The following is a 16,407-nucleotide window of genomic DNA, read 5'->3' on the forward strand; positions in this document are numbered from 1 at the left end:
AGGAGCCTTACATGGATAAAGAAAAACTTAAGAAGATTAAGCAAAAAGGAACTACAACAACAGAAACAGAAAATCATCCTATTGGGAAGATTACAATAGTTAAGAAAAAAGAATATAAAATCTTAAAAGCTATTTTAAAATATCTAATAATAATTATATTAGCAGCTTGCATTTCAACTGCTATGGTTGTTTATATCTTAGATAGTGGATGGCTTGAAAATAGTTCTAAGAATAATAATTTAAGTGATATTGGTAGTATTGATAACAATACTAATTCTGATAATGTAGCAAAAGCTATAAATGATGTAACACCATCACTTGTTACTATTACAAATGAAAGTAAAGATTCAAAGGATGGAATTAAGGTTACTGGCTTTGTTGTTAGAGAAAATGGATATATAGCTACAGCATATTCAAGTATAAAAGATTTTAAAAGTATCTATGTTGAAGTTCCTAATATAAGTGGAAAAAGTTTTAAAGCAACTATTGTTGGTGAGGATACTATAACTAATATAGCTATACTAAAAATTGATGTAGATAAATTAGTACCTGTTAAGATGAGTAATAATATTAATCAGGGTCAAATAGCTATAGCGGTAGGAAATAACTCAGGTGAAGAGGGCGGAAGTCTTGCAACAATAGGAGTTATTAGTAATACAGATAAACTTATTGATGTTACTGATCAAAATAATAATGTTATTAAAACAGGAGTTTTAGAAACAGATTTAAATATTAGTAAACCTATAGTAGGTGGAGTTACTGTAAATTTAAATGGGCAAGTTATAGGTATTAATACAAATACTATTGAAAATAAAGATGGATTTAGTTATTTGGTAGGAGTAAACTATGCTCAAAATGTTATAAAAGATTTAATTAATGATGGCAGAGTATCAAGGGTATTCTTAGGAATAGAAGGTATATCAGCTACAGGACATAATAAGGGAGTTCTTATTAATCAGGTTGATGAACAAGGTTGTGCTTATAAAGCAGGGATTAGAGATGGAGATATCATAACTGATATTGATAATATTAAAGTAAGTAATATAAATGAGATTTATAAAATAGTTAAACTTAAATCTGTAGGGGATGTAGTTTACATTAATCTTATTAGAAATGGTAATTCTATGAAAATACCTATGAAACTTACTTATTAGTTTAAAAATTTTATAATAATTTAAAATAGCTTGTCGCTTTTTATGCGGCAAGTTATTTTATTATACAGATTACAATATTATTGATATAATTTATTTATATTTTTATGATACGGAGGAGAAAGAATGTTTTTAATAGTAGGCTTAGGTAATCCAGGGAAGGAATATGATAGAACAAGACATAATATAGGATTTGAGATAATAGATTATATTTCAGATAAGTATAATATTGACATAAATAGGATAAAATTTAAAGGTGCATATGGGGAAGGGTTTATTAATAATAAAAAAGTAATTTTATTAAAGCCACAAACTTTTATGAACCTTAGTGGAGATAGTATAAGAGAAATAATGAATTTCTATAAATTAAGTGAAGATGAAGTTGTTGTTATATATGATGATATAAGTCTTGAAATAGGTAAAATCAGAATTAGAGAAAAAGGTAGTGCTGGTGGACATAATGGAATTAAGAGTATTATAAGTAATTTAGGTTCAGATAAATTCCCAAGAGTTAAAGTTGGGGTTGGAGCTCCAGCTCATGATTTAGTTTCTCATGTATTAGGTAAATTTTCAGCTGATGAATGGAGTCATATGGAAAAGGTAATGCCTGTAGTTTGTGAGTCTGTAGAAGAGATGTTAAAGAGCGATGTTAAAAGTGCTATGAATAAATATAACGGTGTTTTAGTAGAAAAGTAGCTCTTTATTTTGAAATGGTGGTGTTAAAGAAATGAGATTAAATGGACTTATGGATCCTTTAATTAATAGTGAGAATTTTAATGTTTTAAAAAAAGCTTTGGATTCAAAAAGTTTTCCTTTTGAGGTAAATGGACTTAGTGATTCGGGAAGGGCATATCTTATAAATGCTATATATGAAAATGAAGATAGGCCAATGGTTATTGTAACAAGTAGTGATGTTGAGGCGAGAACTTTATATGAAGATTTAAGTTTTTATAGTTTAGATGTTTACTATTTACCAACTAGAGAAATTGTTTTTTATAATATTGATGCTATCTCAGGTGATTTGAGGTGGGCTAGACTTAAAGTAATTAAAGAAATATTGGAAAATAAAAATAAGAAAAAAATAATAGTTACTTCAATTGAATCTTTTGTTTCATTGTATACTCCAATTGAACTTTATAAGAAATATAGCTTTACTCTTTCTGAAGAAGAAGAGATAGAGCTTAATTCAGTTACACAAAAGCTTGTAGAGTGTGGGTATGAAAGAACTCAAGTTGTTGAAGGGAAAGGAGAATTTGCTGTAAGAGGAGGAATATTAGATGTTTATCCACCTTATAGTGCTACTCCTTTTAGGATTGAACTGTTTGGAGATGAAATAGATTCTATTAGAACTTTTAATGTTGAGTCACAAAGAAGTATTGAAAGACAAGATTCAGTTCATATTTTCCCAGCAAAAGAAATTATTTTAGATAATGAAATATTAAAAAGTTCATTAGAGAAAATAGAAGATGAATTAAATAAAGTTCTAGAGAAGAATAAAGATAATACAGAACTTACTGATAAGTTAAAATCTATTGTTAATCATAATATTGAAAGTCTTAGAGAAAAATGGAGCTTTGAAACTATTGAAAGTTATATTCCTTTTCTTTTTGATAAACCATCAAAATTATTTGATTATTTAGATGATTATTTATTTATTATGGATGAATCAGATAGGTGTAAAGGAAAAGTAGATAGTGTTTTACTTGAGTTTCTTGAGGATTATAAAGCTTTTCTTGAAAGAGGAGATATTCTTCCATCTCAAAATAAATTAGTTTTATCAAATGAAGAGGTAGAAGAAGGTTTTAGAAGTCAGGACGTTATTATCTTAAATGCATTAAAGAAAAATTTGAAATTTTTAGAAGCAAGAGAAAGTGTAGAGTTTAATCAAGCTAGTTTACATAATTATAATGGTCAGGTTGAACTTCTGATTGAAGAAATACAAGAGAAAAAGAAAAATGGCTATAAAGTTGTAGTTTTATCAGGTACTAGACCTAGAGGTGAAAGATTTGTAGAAGTTTTAAGAGATAGAGATATAGAAGCTAATTATAAAGATGTAATTTCAGAAATAAATGATGGTGAAGTAGTTGTAACCTTTGGTAATCAAGCAAAAGGTTTTGATTATAAGGATTTAAAACTTTGTGTTATATCAGATAAAGAAGCTTTTGGGGAAGGAAAGAGAAAATCAACTAAAAAACATAAAAAGCAAAAAGGTATGGCCAAAATTAAGAGCTTTGGTGAATTAAAGCCTGGAGATTATGTTGTACATGTTAATAGTGGAATAGGAATTTACAAAGGAATAAAGCAAATTGATGTTGGTGGTAATAAAAGAGATTATCTAGATATTGAATATCAAAAGGGAGATAAGCTTTATGTTCCAGTTGAGCAATTAGACCTTGTTCAAAAATATGTTGGCTCAGAAGGTAAAGGTCCTAAGGTTAATAAACTCGGGGGAAATGAGTGGCAGAAGGCTAAAGCTAAAGTTAGAAAGTCTATTAATGATATTGCAAAAGATTTAGTTAAACTTTATGCTGCAAGAGCAACAGTTAAGGGATATAAGTTTTCTAAAGATACTCAATGGCAAAAGCAGTTTGAAGATGAGTTTCCATATGAAGAAACACCAGATCAATTAGTTTCATTAGAAGAAATTAAAGCTGATATGGAATCAGATAAACCAATGGATAGATTACTTTGTGGTGATGTAGGGTATGGAAAAACTGAAGTTGCAATAAGAGCAGCATTTAAAGCAGTTATGGATGGAAAACAAGTTGCTTTCTTAGTTCCAACAACTATTCTTGCAGATCAACATTATAGTAATTTAAAAAAGAGATTTGCTGGTTTCCCAATTACTATAGATGTAATTAGTAGATTTAAATCAAGAAAAGAGCAAAATCAAACTCTTCAAGCTTTAAAAGAAGGAAATGTTGATATTCTTATAGGAACTCATAGACTTGTTTCAAAAGATATAAACTTTAAAGATTTAGGACTTTTAATTGTTGATGAGGAGCAAAGATTTGGTGTTACACAAAAAGAAAAGATAAAAAATCTTAAGAAAAATGTAGATGTTCTTACTTTAAGTGCTACACCTATACCTAGAACACTTCATATGTCTCTTACAGGGGTTAGAGATATATCAGTAATAGAGACTCCTCCAGAAGATAGATATCCAATACAGACTTATGTAGTTGAACAAAATGATCAACTTATTAGAGATTCAATTTTAAGAGAAATTAATAGAGGTGGTCAGGTATTCTTTGTTTATAATAGAGTTGAAAATATACAATCTATAGCTGCCTATATTAAAGAACTTGTTCCAGAATGTACACCTAGAGTTATTCATGGACAAATGACAGAAAAACAATTAGAGACTGAGCTTATTGATTTTATGAATAAAGAAGCTGATGTACTTATTTGTACTTCTATTATAGAAACAGGAATTGATATGCCTAATGTAAATACTCTTATTGTTTATGATGCTGATAAAATGGGACTTTCACAGCTTTATCAATTAAGAGGTAGAGTTGGAAGAAGTAATAGAGTAGCTTATGCTTATTTAGTTTATCAAAAGGATAAAGTTTTAACAGAAGTTGCTGAGAAGAGATTAAAGGCATTAAAAGATTTTACAGAGCTTGGTTCAGGATTTAAGATTGCAATGAGAGATCTTGAAATTAGGGGAGCTGGAAATATGATGGGTTCATCACAACATGGTCATATGGCAAGTATAGGTTATGATTTATATTGTAGAATGCTTGAAGATACTGTTAAGCTTATTAAGGGTGAAATTGAGCAAGAACCTGTTGAAACAACTGTTGATATTAAATTAGATGCATTTATTCCTTCAAGTTATATAGATAATGAAATTCAAAAAATAGAAGTTTATAAAAAGATTGCTGCTATTGAAAATGAAGAGGATTATAATTATGTAAAGGAAGAGCTTGAAGATAGATATTCAACTATTCCTAAGCCAGTTTATAACCTTATGGATATAGCTTATATTAAAAGCAAGGCAAAGCTTCTAGATATAGAAGAAATTAAGGAAAGAAAAAATGAAATTATTTTTGAATTCCAAAGTAGAGAAAGAACAGATAAAAGATTGCTTGTTAAAGTACTTGAGGATTATAAAAAGAATATTTTATTTAAGTTTGGTGAGAAACCAAGTTTTTCTTATAGATTTGATGATGAGAAAAAAGAAGACTTAATTCAAGTTTTCAAAAAGTTGCTTGATAAGCTAGTAGAATACAAGATTACTTTAAAAAAGTAGTTTGAAAAAAATTGTGAATATTGATATACTTATTTCTATGTTATGTAAAGTATAAAAAAGCGAGGTATTAAAATGAAAAGTATAAAGAGAATAGTAGGGGTTGCAGTTGTAATCGCAGCAGTAGCAGCGGTAGCTGTAGGAACTGGAATGATTCAAAAAACTCCTGCAGCAATACAAAAAACTGTTGTTGGTAAGGTCTATAACACTGATATAACAGTTGCTCAAGTTGAAAAATATATGGCTCCATATTATCAACAATTAGAACAACAATATTCAGGAAACTTAATGGATAATGCTGATGCTAAAAAGGCTGTAATACAAGATAGAGAGGAAGTTCTTAACTATGAAATATTACAACCTATTATTGATAAGCAAATACAAGAACAAAAAATAACAGCTACTCCTGAAGAAATACAAGAAGCTTATAATAAGCAATTAGATGCATATATAAAGCAAGCAGGTAGTAAGGAAGCTGGACAACAAGCATTTGATGCAGCTTTAAAGCAAAATGGATTAACAGAAGAAACTTATAAACAACAATTAGCTAAGTCAATACAAGTTCAAAAGCTTACTGATATTGTAACAAAGGATGTTAAGCCAGCAACAGAAGCTGAAGCTCAAACATATTATAATGAAAATAAATCACAATTTGTTGCTAAGCAAGCAGGAGCAGTTGTTTATGATATCGTAGTTAACTCAAAAGCTGATGCTGATAAGCTTTTAGCTCAATATAAGAGTGAAACAGCAAATATGACAAGTGTAGAAGATAAACTTGCAGTATTTAAGAAGATTGCATCAGCAAATAATGTAGACTCATCAAAATCAGATGGTGGAGCATTAGGATTTATTCCATTTGATTCTCAACAATATCAAGCTCCATTTATGACAGCTGTTAAAGGACTTAAGGCTGCTGGAGACGTATCAGCAGTAGTTCAAAATGAAGGACCAAATGGTGCAGTTTATAATATAGCATTTGCTAGTGAAGTAAATCTTCAACCAACATATAAGAATTTTGCAGATGAAAAACAAGAAATAATTGATTACTTAACAAATCAAAAGAAATCACAAGCACTTCAAGCGAAGGTTGAAGAGTGGAAGAAAGCAGCTGGAGTAGAAGTATTCACTAATAAATTAGATTATGCAATACCAGCACAAGATACTCAAGCAGAATCAAATTCAGCTTCAACAGGAACAACAGCAAATCAATAATATAAATAAAAAATAAATTTAAAAATACTCTTGGAAGTTCCAAGGGTATTTTTTTTATTATAATTATAAAAAATTCATCAATGGACAAATAATAATAAATTCATATAAATATAACCAATGTGTATAAAATTTGAAATATGAAAAATAATAAGGGTGTAGACAAAAGAAAAGATTTAACCTAAAGGGAGGTATATAATTTATGAAGGCTACAGGAATAGTAAGACGTATAGATGATTTAGGAAGAGTTGTAATACCAAAGGAAATTAGAAGAACTCTAAGAATTAGAGAAGGAGATCCTTTAGAAATATTTACAGATAGAGAAGGTGGAGTAATATTAAAAAAATACTCACCTATAGGAGAATTGACAGATTTCTCTAAAGAATATGCTGATGCACTTCAACAAGCAACAGGTCATTCTGTATTAATTTCAGATAATGATATGTTTATTTCAGTTAGTGGTGTTGCTAAAAAAGATTTCGTTGATAGAAAAATTAGTGATGAGCTAGAAAGAGTAATGGAAAATAGAAAAGCAGTAATACTTGGAGGAAATAACGGTAAGGTTGAACCTCTTTATTCAGAAGATAATCCTGAAGAAAAGTATAAAGCACAAGCAATAGCACCAATAATTGCTGAAGGTGATGCAATAGGTACTGTAATATTATTTTCAAAAGATGAAAGCTCTTTTGGAGAAGTAGAAAAGAAGCTTGTAGAAACAGCAGCAGCATTTTTAGGAAAGCAAATGGAGCAATAATATATCCTACTAAAATTTTAACTATACATAAAATAAGTAATAATGCCTCCAAATTTACAATAATAATAAATAGTTAGTAATTAAATTTGGAGGTATTATATGAAAAAACAAACCTTTATAGAAGGTGGTTTAATCTTAGCTGTGGTAGGACTTGTTAGTAAGTTTTTAGGACTTTTTTTTAGATGGCCACTAGTTATGATGATGGGTGATGAAGGTTTAGGATATTATCAAATGGTTTTTCCTTTATATAGTTTCTTTATAGCAATAGCGGGGGGAATACCTATAGCTATGTCAAAACTTGTATCTGAGAATAATAATCTTGGAAAAGAAGGAGACAATTTTAAGTTAATGAAAATTTCAGTTATGCTTTTAATGTTTTTAGCATTATCAGTTACATTTGTTTTAAGTTTTTATGGTGAAAAAATAGTTGATTTATTTAATTGGGACAAGAAAGCATATTATTCTATTATAGCAATAAGTGTAGCCCCCTTATTTATTTCAGTTGTAAATCCTATAAGAGGATTTTTCCAAGGTTATAAAAATATGAATGAAACAGCAGTTTCACAATTTGTAGAGCAAATTGGAAGAGTAATTTTTGGAGTTGGACTAGCTTATATATTATTACCTAAAGGTATAGAATATGGAGCAGCAGGAGCAACATTTGGAGCAACTGCTGGAGGTGGACTAGCAGCTATTTATTTAATATTTAGATATTTTAAGTTAAAGCCTAGGAATATTTCAAGAAGTAAGACTAGATATAGTACTTTAACTAAAAAACTTATTTTTGCATCTATACCTATAGCAATAGGAGCAGCTGTTGTAAGTATAATGGGAATAATAGATGCTATTTTAGTTCCACAAAAACTTTTAAAGGCTGGATTTAGTGGACAAGAGGCAACAGTGTTATTTTCACAATTAACAGGAAAGGCAACAGCGCTTATTCATATACCTATGACATTATCAGTTGCTATTGGAAGTGCTTTAGTTCCAGCAATATCTGCAAGTAATGCAGCTAAAGATAATTATGAAATGAGTAAAAATATAAGTACAGCTATGAAATTTGTTTTTGTTATATCACTTCCTTGCTTTATGGGAATGTTTTTTATGGCAGAACCTATAATGTCAACTATTTTTCCAGGGAGAGATGGAGGAGCTGATATATTAAGATGGCTTTCAATTAGTATACCATTTTTAGTTTTAACACAGATAACAACGTCTATTTTACAAGGAATAGGTAAAATGACTTTGCCAGTTATAAATATGCTTGTAGGGTCTGTTGCTAAATTAATTCTAACAATGGTACTTGTTCCAATGCCTCAATTTAATATTCAAGGGGCTGTTATATCAACTATAACATCTTATGTGATTATAGGATTACTTAATGTTATTTGTATAAAGATTAATATTAAATATAAAAGTGATTTAAAAGAAACTTTATGGAAACCTCTTATGGCTAGTATAGGGATGATTATAGTTACTATGAGTTCTTTTCTTTTATTAATTAAAGTTTGGCCAAAGCAATCATTAATGTGTGTAATATCAATTTGTATAGGTGGAATTATATATTTATTGTTAATTATGTTACTTAAAGTATTTGATTATAAGTATTTAAAAGGTAGAGCTATGGGTAAAATAAATAATAGAAAAATTTCATAAATTTATATAGAAATCAAAGGAGAAAGAATATTTTATGGAAATATTTTTTCTCCTTTAGTATATTTAAGTTAGTTTAGTAGGAGGTATATTATGAAAGAGAAAAAAGATTTTAATGACTTAATAGAAATTATTCAAATACTTAGATCACCACAAGGGTGTCCTTGGGATAGAGAGCAAACTCATAAGAGTATGCAAAGACAACTTGTTGAAGAATGTTATGAAGTATTAGATGCTATAAATGAAGAAGATATGAGTGCTTTAAAGGAAGAGCTTGGAGATATTTTACTTCATGTAGTATTTCATAGCTTAATAGCTAAAGAGAATAATGAATTTGATATATCAGATGTTATTGATGGTATTTGTCAAAAGATGATAGGCAGACATCCACATGTTTTTGATGTAAAAAAAGATATTACATCAGATGAAGTTCTTGATAGTTGGGATGAGAGAAAAAAGAAAGAGAAGGGCTTTGAAACTGTAACTGATGAAATGAATGCAGTGGCAAGAGCTTTACCTGCTCTTACAAGATCAGCAAAGATTCAAAAGAAAGCTTCGAAGGTTGGGTTTGATTTTGAAAATGTAGAACAGGCTATGGCTAAAATAGAAGAAGAATTAAATGAAATTAAAGATGTATATAAGACTGGAAATCTGTCAAGAATAGAAGAGGAAGTAGGGGATTTACTTTTCTCAGCAGTTAATGTTGGAAGATTCCTAAAAGTTGATTGCGAAGAAGCTCTAGAAAAAACAACAAATAAATTTGTAAAGAGGTTTTCATTTATAGAAGAAGCTGCAATAGCTCAAAATAAGAATTTAGATAATATGGGTTTAGAAGAGATGGATGAGCTTTGGGAGCTAGTTAAACAAGAGAAGAATGTCTAATATTCAATGAATTTTGTAGTAATTTTGGCTTTTAATAGTCAAAAATAAAAGAAAAGAGAAAAAAAAGTTAATTAAATACTGTAAAATAGCAGTTTTGGTACTATACAAAAGTTTAAATATATAATATTATTATATATATTGCAGTATAAAGATTGCAGTAAGATACTTTACAGTAAATTACTCAATTTAAGGAGGATGTAGAATTGAATAAATCAGAATTAATAACAAGCATGTCTGACAAAGCTGGATTAACAAAGAAAGATGCTGAAGTAGCATTAAAGGCTTTCATAGAAAGCGTTCAAGAAGCTTTAGAAAGTGGAGATAAAGTTCAACTTGTTGGATTCGGAACATTCGAAACAAGAGAAAGAGCAGCAAGAGAAGGAAGAAACCCAAGAACTAAAGAAGTAATTCAAATCCCAGCTTCAAAAGCACCAGTTTTCAAAGCAGGAAAAGAATTCAAAGAAAGAGTTAATAAATAATTTTATTAATTAATATGAAAACCCGAGATTTCTCGGGTTTTTTTTGAATATATACTTGTATATATTTAAATAAGTATTTTAGGAGAATGATATTATGAGATTAGATAAATACTTAAAAGTTTCAAGAATTATAAAAAGAAGAACAGTAGCAAAAGAAGCTTGTGAAGGTGGAAGAGTTAATATAAATGATAAAGTTGCTAAGCCATCAACAAAAGTAAAAGATGGAGACATAATAGAAATATTATTTGGAAACAGAACTTTAAAAGCTAGAATAATAAACATAGCAGAGCATGTTAAAAAAGAAGATGCTAAAAATATGTATGAGATTCTAGAAGGTGAAGAAGATAAAGAGTAGAACTATTTATTATAAATAGCATAAAGGATAGCATAAACTCATATATTTTACTATAAAAATATAGGGGGAAATGCTATGGAAAGTAATAAAGGCAATATAAACCTAAGTGAAAATAATAAAGGCAATTTGAGTTTAGAAAATAGAAAAAAATTATCATTAACAGGTGTTTTAGAAGTGCTTAGTTTTGATGATGATGCTATAAGTCTTAATACAAGTCTTGGGGGACTTAATATTACTGGTAAGAATTTAAAGCTTAATAAGCTTGATGTTCAAAATGGTGATGTAATAATATCAGGATATGTAAATTCTATGTCATACCATACAAAAGAAAATAAAAAAAGAAAATTACATTTTATAAATAAGATTCTAAGGAGGAAGTAATTTGTTATTACCTTTAGGAATTCAGTTTAATATAGTTATATTTTCTTGTTTGGCAGGTATGTTAGTTGGAATTTTATTTGATGGTTATAGACTTATAAGAGGTTTTAATGTTCCTAAAATATTAGGTATGATACAAGATATATTATTTTGGATCTTAATCTCAATTGTTATTTTTATTTTCTTATTAGTATTTAATTATGGTTTTTTAGGTGCTTATGTATATTTATTTATGTTTATTGGAGTAATGGTTTATTTAGCTATATTTTCTAAGATGGTTGTAAGTGTAGAAAATGTTGTAGCTAGGCTTGTTTTCAAGTTTTGTAGAGTATTAGGTAAAAATATTAGATATATATTTAAAAATATAGTAACAAAATAAATAGAATTTTCTTGAATAAGTTCCTCACAGTGTTTAAAATATAGGTATAGCCTTATTATTAAGGGTGGGGGAAGTTAGATGAAAAGTAAGTTCACTGCTAGGAAATTAGTAATTGTTACGGTGAGTGTTTTATTTGTTTTTTCATTTGGAAAGCAATTGATAACAAATAGAAGATTAAATAAGGAAAAATCTCAAGTTGAACAACAGATGAAAAACATTAATCAAAAAAATGTTGAGTTAACTGAAGAATTTAAAAATTCTAAGTCAGATTCATATATAGAACAGATGGCAAGAGAGAGGCTTGGAATGATAAAGAAGGGTGAAAAAGTAATTATTGATTCAAAGGATAAATAATTACATAAAAAGATTATTATTATTAAAACATAATAATATATATTGATTTATTTTAAGGAGGAGTCTTTTTAAATGGCCTTAGAGACAGGAAACATATTAGAAGGTAAAGTAACAAACATAACAAACTTCGGAGCTTTTGTAGAAGTAGAAGGAGAAACTGGTTTAGTTCATATTTCTGAAGTAGCTGATTCTTTTGTTAAGGATATCAATGAACATTTAAAAGAAAATGATATTGTTAAAGTTAAAGTATTAGGTACAGATGAAAAAGGTAAAATAAGCTTATCAATTAAGCAAGCTATGCCACCTAAGAAAAAATCAGTTAAACCAGCAGAAGTAGACTGGGGAAAAAATAATAACAGAAATAGTAGAGGGAATAATTACTCAAATAATAACAGAAAGAAGCAATCTGCTGAAAGCTTTGAAGATATAATGGCAAAGTTTTTAAAGGACAGTGAAGAAAGACTTCAAGATGTTAAGAAAAATCAAGAGCCAAGATCAAAGAGAAGAATGTAATTTAATATAATTTCTAGAAGGATGTCATAGTTTTAGGCATCCTTTATTTTTTATAATAAATATATTAAGTTTATTTAAAAATAAGATTTTTATTTAATTATATTACGAATTTAATTATTAAAAACATAAGATTTATATACTTTTTATTAAGTTTTTTTAGTTATTTTTATTAGCTAAACATAGTATTTGTCGGACTTTAGAAAAAAGTGAATAAAAAAAAGAAAAAAATCTATTTAAAAGTGTTGACACTAAGATTTATATTCGGTATAATAATCCTTGTCGTTAAGGGAGTAACCCAAAAACAAAAGATAAGCCGAAGTGGCGGAACTGGCAGACGCACAGGACTTAAAATCCTGCGGTGGTTAAACACCGTACCGGTTCGATTCCGGTCTTCGGCACCAAAATAACGCGGGGTGGAGCAGTCGGCAGCTCGTTGGGCTCATAACCCAAAGGTCACAGGTTCGAGTCCTGTCCCCGCTACCATAAGGTTTGTATAATATAACATAATATGGCGGGATAGCTCAGTTGGCTAGAGCATTCGGTTCATACCCGAAGGGTCGCAGGTTCAAGTCCTGTTCCCGCTACCATTTAAATGATGTCCTGCCGAAGTGGCGGAACTGGCAGACGCACAGGACTTAAAATCCTGCGGTGGTTAAACACCGTACCGGTTCGATTCCGGTCTTCGGCACCATTTAAATTTAATAACGCGGGGTGGAGCAGTCGGCAGCTCGTTGGGCTCATAACCCAAAGGTCACAGGTTCGAGTCCTGTCCCCGCTACCACAAACTTTATAATTCACACATATTTGGCGGGATAGCTCAGTTGGCTAGAGCATTCGGTTCATACCCGAAGGGTCGCAGGTTCAAGTCCTGTTCCCGCTACCATTTTAAATGATGTCCTGCCGAAGTGGCGGAACTGGCAGACGCACAGGACTTAAAATCCTGCGGTGGTTAAACACCGTACCGGTTCGATTCCGGTCTTCGGCACCATTTAAAGCACATATTTTACACTTAATAACGCGGGGTGGAGCAGTCGGCAGCTCGTTGGGCTCATAACCCAAAGGTCACAGGTTCGAGTCCTGTCCCCGCTACCAAAAAACACATAATATATATAACATAATTGTGTAGTATGCCGAAGTGGCGGAACTGGCAGACGCACAGGACTTAAAATCCTGCGGTGGTTAAACACCGTACCGGTTCGATTCCGGTCTTCGGCACCAAAAAGCAATCTTTATAGATTGCTTTTTTTATTTTAGAAATATACTTACTAGATATTCTTTTAGTAAATATATTTTTTATGTAATAGAAAAAAGTTTATGATAAATAAATACATAAATATACAAGAAATATCTAAAAATTAAAAACTAAAAAAGATGAATTTTATACAAAAAGGAATAATTTGTAAAATGAAATAATATCAATATAGTATTTGTCTTATTTTTATTGTAATATACTCTAATAAATTGACATATATTTCTATTTACCATTGTTATAATAATTTTTATAAAGTGGGAATGGAGGATATAAACATGCAATATGGAGCAGATATAAAAAGTTTTACAAAATCTAAGCAAAGAAAAATAAAAGAAGAGAGTGTTTTTAGTAGTGAGGATAATTATAGTAGACTTATAATTATAGCACTAGCTAGTTTTTTAATAAGTAGAGTTTATATTGATGTAAATCTAGAATTTATTAAAACTATAGCTCCATTTGGTATTGTATTTATTATATCGATAGCTAATTTGAGTATAAAAGAAGGTATAATTGCATTAGCATCATCAATAATAGGATATGTAACTTTAATACCTACGATTGAAGAAATACCTATTTTTATCATTATGTCTATATTAATGATATTAACAACTGTAATTTTAGGTAAGAATAATAAGATAAGTATTGTTTTAAATTTTATATTAAGTTTTGTACTAATAACAGGCTATGGAATTTTGATCTTAAAGAAAGATCTAATAGCAAGCAGTGTTGTTGGAGGAATAATAACAGGTATATTAATTCCAACTTACTATATTATATCTTATGGAATTAAATGCTTGAATGAATTTAAAACTCAACATTATTTTGATAATGATGAAATAATAAGTATAGAATTACTTTTATCTATAATTATAGTCGGAATAGGTAACATAAGTATATTTAACTTAGATATAAGAAATATAATTGCAATATTTTTTGTTTTATTTATAAGTTACATAGGCAAAGGAAATTTAGGTGCAACAGTAGGGTTAATACTTGGTGCAGTTTTTGGAATGATAACAGGAAATCTTACATTCTATATAGCTGTTTTTGGAGTGAGCTGTCTTATATCAACTATATTTAGAGAGAGTGGAAGATTTTTAAGTTATATATCTTTTAATACAATGTATATACTTTTAGCATTTTATCTTAAGTCATTTGATATGAATATGCTTATAGAATTATTTATTGGGAGTACAGTTTTTATATTAATACCTAAAAAAGTTATAGAAAAGATTAGAATAGAATTTGATGATGAAAGTAAAAAAGATGAGTTTAATGAAAAGCATTTTAATAAAATGAAAAATGAATTATCAGGAAGACTTTCAGATTTTACAGATGTTCTTAATACCATGGGAACAACTTTAAATACAATGGTTGAAAATGAAAAGCTTGTGGATAAAAATAAGGCTGAAGCACTTGTGGATAACTTAGCTGATAGAGTATGTAAAAATTGTGATTATAAAAAGATCTGTTGGAAAAGAGAAATGCATGAGACTTATAGTTCATTTAAGGAGCTTATACAATCTTATGAAGAAGGTGAAAATCAATTTCCTCTTCATTTAAAGAAAAAATGTTTAAAAGAAGGAGCTTTAATTGCTCAAACACAGGAACTTGTTAATAAGCATATAGCAGATGAAATGCTTAAGAAAAGACTTGGTGAGGGAAGAAGACTTTTATCTAGTCATATAAAAAATATGTCTGCAACTATTGGAGAAATAGTTAATGATTTTAGTGGAGAAGTTAATCTTGCTATTGATATAGAGAGAATAATAAGAAAAGCTTTATTAAAAAATAATATTGAAATTAAAGATATTATTGCTTATACAGATAAGGAATCAAGGCTTAACATAAAAATTGATATGGAGAATTGTGAAGGTCTTCAATATTGTGTTAAAGATATTTTACCTATTGTAAATAAAACAATAGGTAGAACTATGAGTATAGCTGAAGAATGTCATATAGATCCAAGTACTAGCTGTTGTGAAATTTTAATAGAAGAAGCTCCAAGATATCATGTTAATTCACATGTTTCTTTATGTTCAAAAGATGGAGAAAAATATACTGGAGATTCTTATAGTTTTGGTAAGACTAAGGATGGACATCATATGATTTTATTATGTGATGGGATGGGAACTGGTCCAAGAGCTGGTGCAGAAAGTAGAATTGCTGTAGAAATGGTTGAAAAGTTTTCAGAAGTTGGCTTTAGTGAAAAGACAGCGATAGATACTATAAATTCAATTATGAGTATTAAGTTTTCAGAAGAAGAAAAGTTTTCAACTTTAGATATGCAAAAAATAAATCTTTATGATGGAAGAGCTAAGTTCTTAAAAGTTGGAGCTATGGAAAGTTTTATTAAGAGAGGTAATAAAGTTAAAATTATAGATTCTAAGACTTTACCTTTTGGTGTTTTAGATACTCCTGATATTGATGAATTTGATTTCCAATTAAAAGGTGGGGATTTCATAATAACAATAAGTGATGGAGTTTTAGATTTATTTAAAGATGGAGATCTTTCTAATACTTGGCTTATAAATCTTTTAGAGAAGACTAGAGCTAGAACATCTAAGGAACTTTCAAGTGAGATATTATCAGCTGCTAAGGAAATAACAGAGGGAAAAGCAAAGGATGATATGACTGTTGTAGTTTCTAAAATATATAATTTACAGTAATTTAGTATAGCATAATTATTAATAATATTATGTTAAAAAAAGCTACTTATTAACCTGATTTAGAGGGGATTAAGTAGCTAATTTTTTTGCTTTATTACTTACAATAAATTAGTATTATGTTATA

The 16,407-nt window shown here is 29.1% G+C and carries 14 protein-coding genes and 9 tRNA genes; all 23 read left to right on the top strand.

Going from position 1 to position 16,407, the window contains the following annotated elements; translation table 11 throughout:
• The first annotated feature begins 11 nt into the window (after nt 1-11).
• The 23 genes from BN8917_RS04035 to spoIIE all read left to right on the top strand — a co-directional run bounded on the left by BN8917_RS04035 (nt 12) and on the right by spoIIE (nt 16,283).
• Complete coding sequence (locus tag BN8917_RS04035; protein ID WP_066871001.1) at nt 12-1,154, top strand: S1C family serine protease; 1,143 nt, start codon at nt 12-14, stop codon at nt 1,152-1,154.
• Between the two features lie 123 nt (nt 1,155-1,277).
• Nucleotides 1,278-1,847, top strand: coding sequence for an aminoacyl-tRNA hydrolase (pth, locus tag BN8917_RS04040; protein ID WP_066871004.1), 570 nt, complete (start codon nt 1,278-1,280; stop codon nt 1,845-1,847).
• Nucleotides 1,848-1,878: 31 nt separating this feature from the next.
• Entirely contained in the window at nt 1,879-5,409 is a 3,531-nt protein-coding gene (mfd, locus tag BN8917_RS04045) for a transcription-repair coupling factor (RefSeq protein ID WP_066871007.1), read from the top strand.
• 72 nt (nt 5,410-5,481) lie between these two features.
• The gene (locus BN8917_RS04050; protein ID WP_066871011.1) at nt 5,482-6,618 is read left to right on the top strand and encodes a SurA N-terminal domain-containing protein; all 1,137 of its coding nucleotides are present in this window, start codon (nt 5,482-5,484) and stop codon (nt 6,616-6,618) included.
• Nucleotides 6,619-6,817: 199 nt separating this feature from the next.
• Nucleotides 6,818-7,369: a stage V sporulation protein T gene (spoVT, locus tag BN8917_RS04055; protein ID WP_066871013.1), complete on the top strand. Its 552-nt coding sequence runs from the start codon at nt 6,818-6,820 to the stop codon at nt 7,367-7,369.
• A gap of 99 nt (nt 7,370-7,468) precedes the next feature.
• On the top strand, nt 7,469-9,025 hold the full coding sequence (locus BN8917_RS04060) for a putative polysaccharide biosynthesis protein (RefSeq protein WP_066871016.1): 1,557 nt from the start codon (nt 7,469-7,471) through the stop codon (nt 9,023-9,025).
• A gap of 90 nt (nt 9,026-9,115) precedes the next feature.
• The gene (mazG, locus tag BN8917_RS04065; protein ID WP_066871019.1) at nt 9,116-9,904 is read left to right on the top strand and encodes a nucleoside triphosphate pyrophosphohydrolase; all 789 of its coding nucleotides are present in this window, start codon (nt 9,116-9,118) and stop codon (nt 9,902-9,904) included.
• 176 nt (nt 9,905-10,080) lie between these two features.
• Nucleotides 10,081-10,383 carry an HU family DNA-binding protein gene (locus BN8917_RS04070; protein WP_321220966.1) on the top strand — a complete coding sequence of 101 codons (303 nt, stop codon included), beginning with the start codon at nt 10,081-10,083 and terminating at the stop codon, nt 10,381-10,383.
• Nucleotides 10,384-10,477: 94 nt separating this feature from the next.
• Nucleotides 10,478-10,738: an RNA-binding S4 domain-containing protein gene (locus tag BN8917_RS04075; RefSeq protein ID WP_066871025.1), complete on the top strand. Its 261-nt coding sequence runs from the start codon at nt 10,478-10,480 to the stop codon at nt 10,736-10,738.
• 75 nt (nt 10,739-10,813) lie between these two features.
• The gene (yabP, locus tag BN8917_RS04080; RefSeq protein WP_066871028.1) at nt 10,814-11,119 is read left to right on the top strand and encodes a sporulation protein YabP; all 306 of its coding nucleotides are present in this window, start codon (nt 10,814-10,816) and stop codon (nt 11,117-11,119) included.
• A 1-nt stretch (nt 11,120) separates the two neighbouring features.
• Nucleotides 11,121-11,495: a spore cortex biosynthesis protein YabQ gene (gene yabQ / locus BN8917_RS04085; protein ID WP_066871031.1), complete on the top strand. Its 375-nt coding sequence runs from the start codon at nt 11,121-11,123 to the stop codon at nt 11,493-11,495.
• A 78-nt stretch (nt 11,496-11,573) separates the two neighbouring features.
• Nucleotides 11,574-11,849 (top strand): FtsB family cell division protein, encoded by a 276-nt coding sequence (locus BN8917_RS04090; RefSeq protein WP_066871034.1) that lies wholly within the window; start codon nt 11,574-11,576, stop codon nt 11,847-11,849.
• A gap of 72 nt (nt 11,850-11,921) precedes the next feature.
• Nucleotides 11,922-12,362 carry a S1 domain-containing RNA-binding protein gene (locus tag BN8917_RS04095; RefSeq protein WP_066871037.1) on the top strand — a complete coding sequence of 147 codons (441 nt, stop codon included), beginning with the start codon at nt 11,922-11,924 and terminating at the stop codon, nt 12,360-12,362.
• A 312-nt stretch (nt 12,363-12,674) separates the two neighbouring features.
• A tRNA-Leu gene (locus BN8917_RS04100) sits at nt 12,675-12,763 on the top strand.
• Between the two features lie 6 nt (nt 12,764-12,769).
• Nucleotides 12,770-12,845: transfer RNA gene (locus BN8917_RS04105), tRNA-Met, on the top strand.
• 27 nt (nt 12,846-12,872) lie between these two features.
• Nucleotides 12,873-12,949, top strand: a tRNA-Met gene (locus BN8917_RS04110).
• Between the two features lie 15 nt (nt 12,950-12,964).
• Nucleotides 12,965-13,053, top strand: a tRNA-Leu gene (locus BN8917_RS04115).
• A 14-nt stretch (nt 13,054-13,067) separates the two neighbouring features.
• Nucleotides 13,068-13,143, top strand: a tRNA-Met gene (locus BN8917_RS04120).
• Nucleotides 13,144-13,168: 25 nt separating this feature from the next.
• Nucleotides 13,169-13,245: transfer RNA gene (locus BN8917_RS04125), tRNA-Met, on the top strand.
• 16 nt (nt 13,246-13,261) lie between these two features.
• Nucleotides 13,262-13,350, top strand: a tRNA-Leu gene (locus tag BN8917_RS04130).
• Nucleotides 13,351-13,378: 28 nt separating this feature from the next.
• Nucleotides 13,379-13,454, top strand: a tRNA-Met gene (locus BN8917_RS04135).
• A gap of 37 nt (nt 13,455-13,491) precedes the next feature.
• A tRNA-Leu gene (locus BN8917_RS04140) sits at nt 13,492-13,580 on the top strand.
• 309 nt (nt 13,581-13,889) lie between these two features.
• Nucleotides 13,890-16,283 (top strand): stage II sporulation protein E, encoded by a 2,394-nt coding sequence (gene spoIIE, locus BN8917_RS04145; protein WP_066871040.1) that lies wholly within the window; start codon nt 13,890-13,892, stop codon nt 16,281-16,283.
• Nucleotides 16,284-16,407 lie beyond the last annotated feature (124 nt).

The organism is Clostridium mediterraneense (genome assembly GCF_900091705.1).
In the GTDB taxonomy this organism is placed as follows: Bacteria; Bacillota; Clostridia; order Clostridiales; family Clostridiaceae; genus Sarcina; species Sarcina mediterraneense.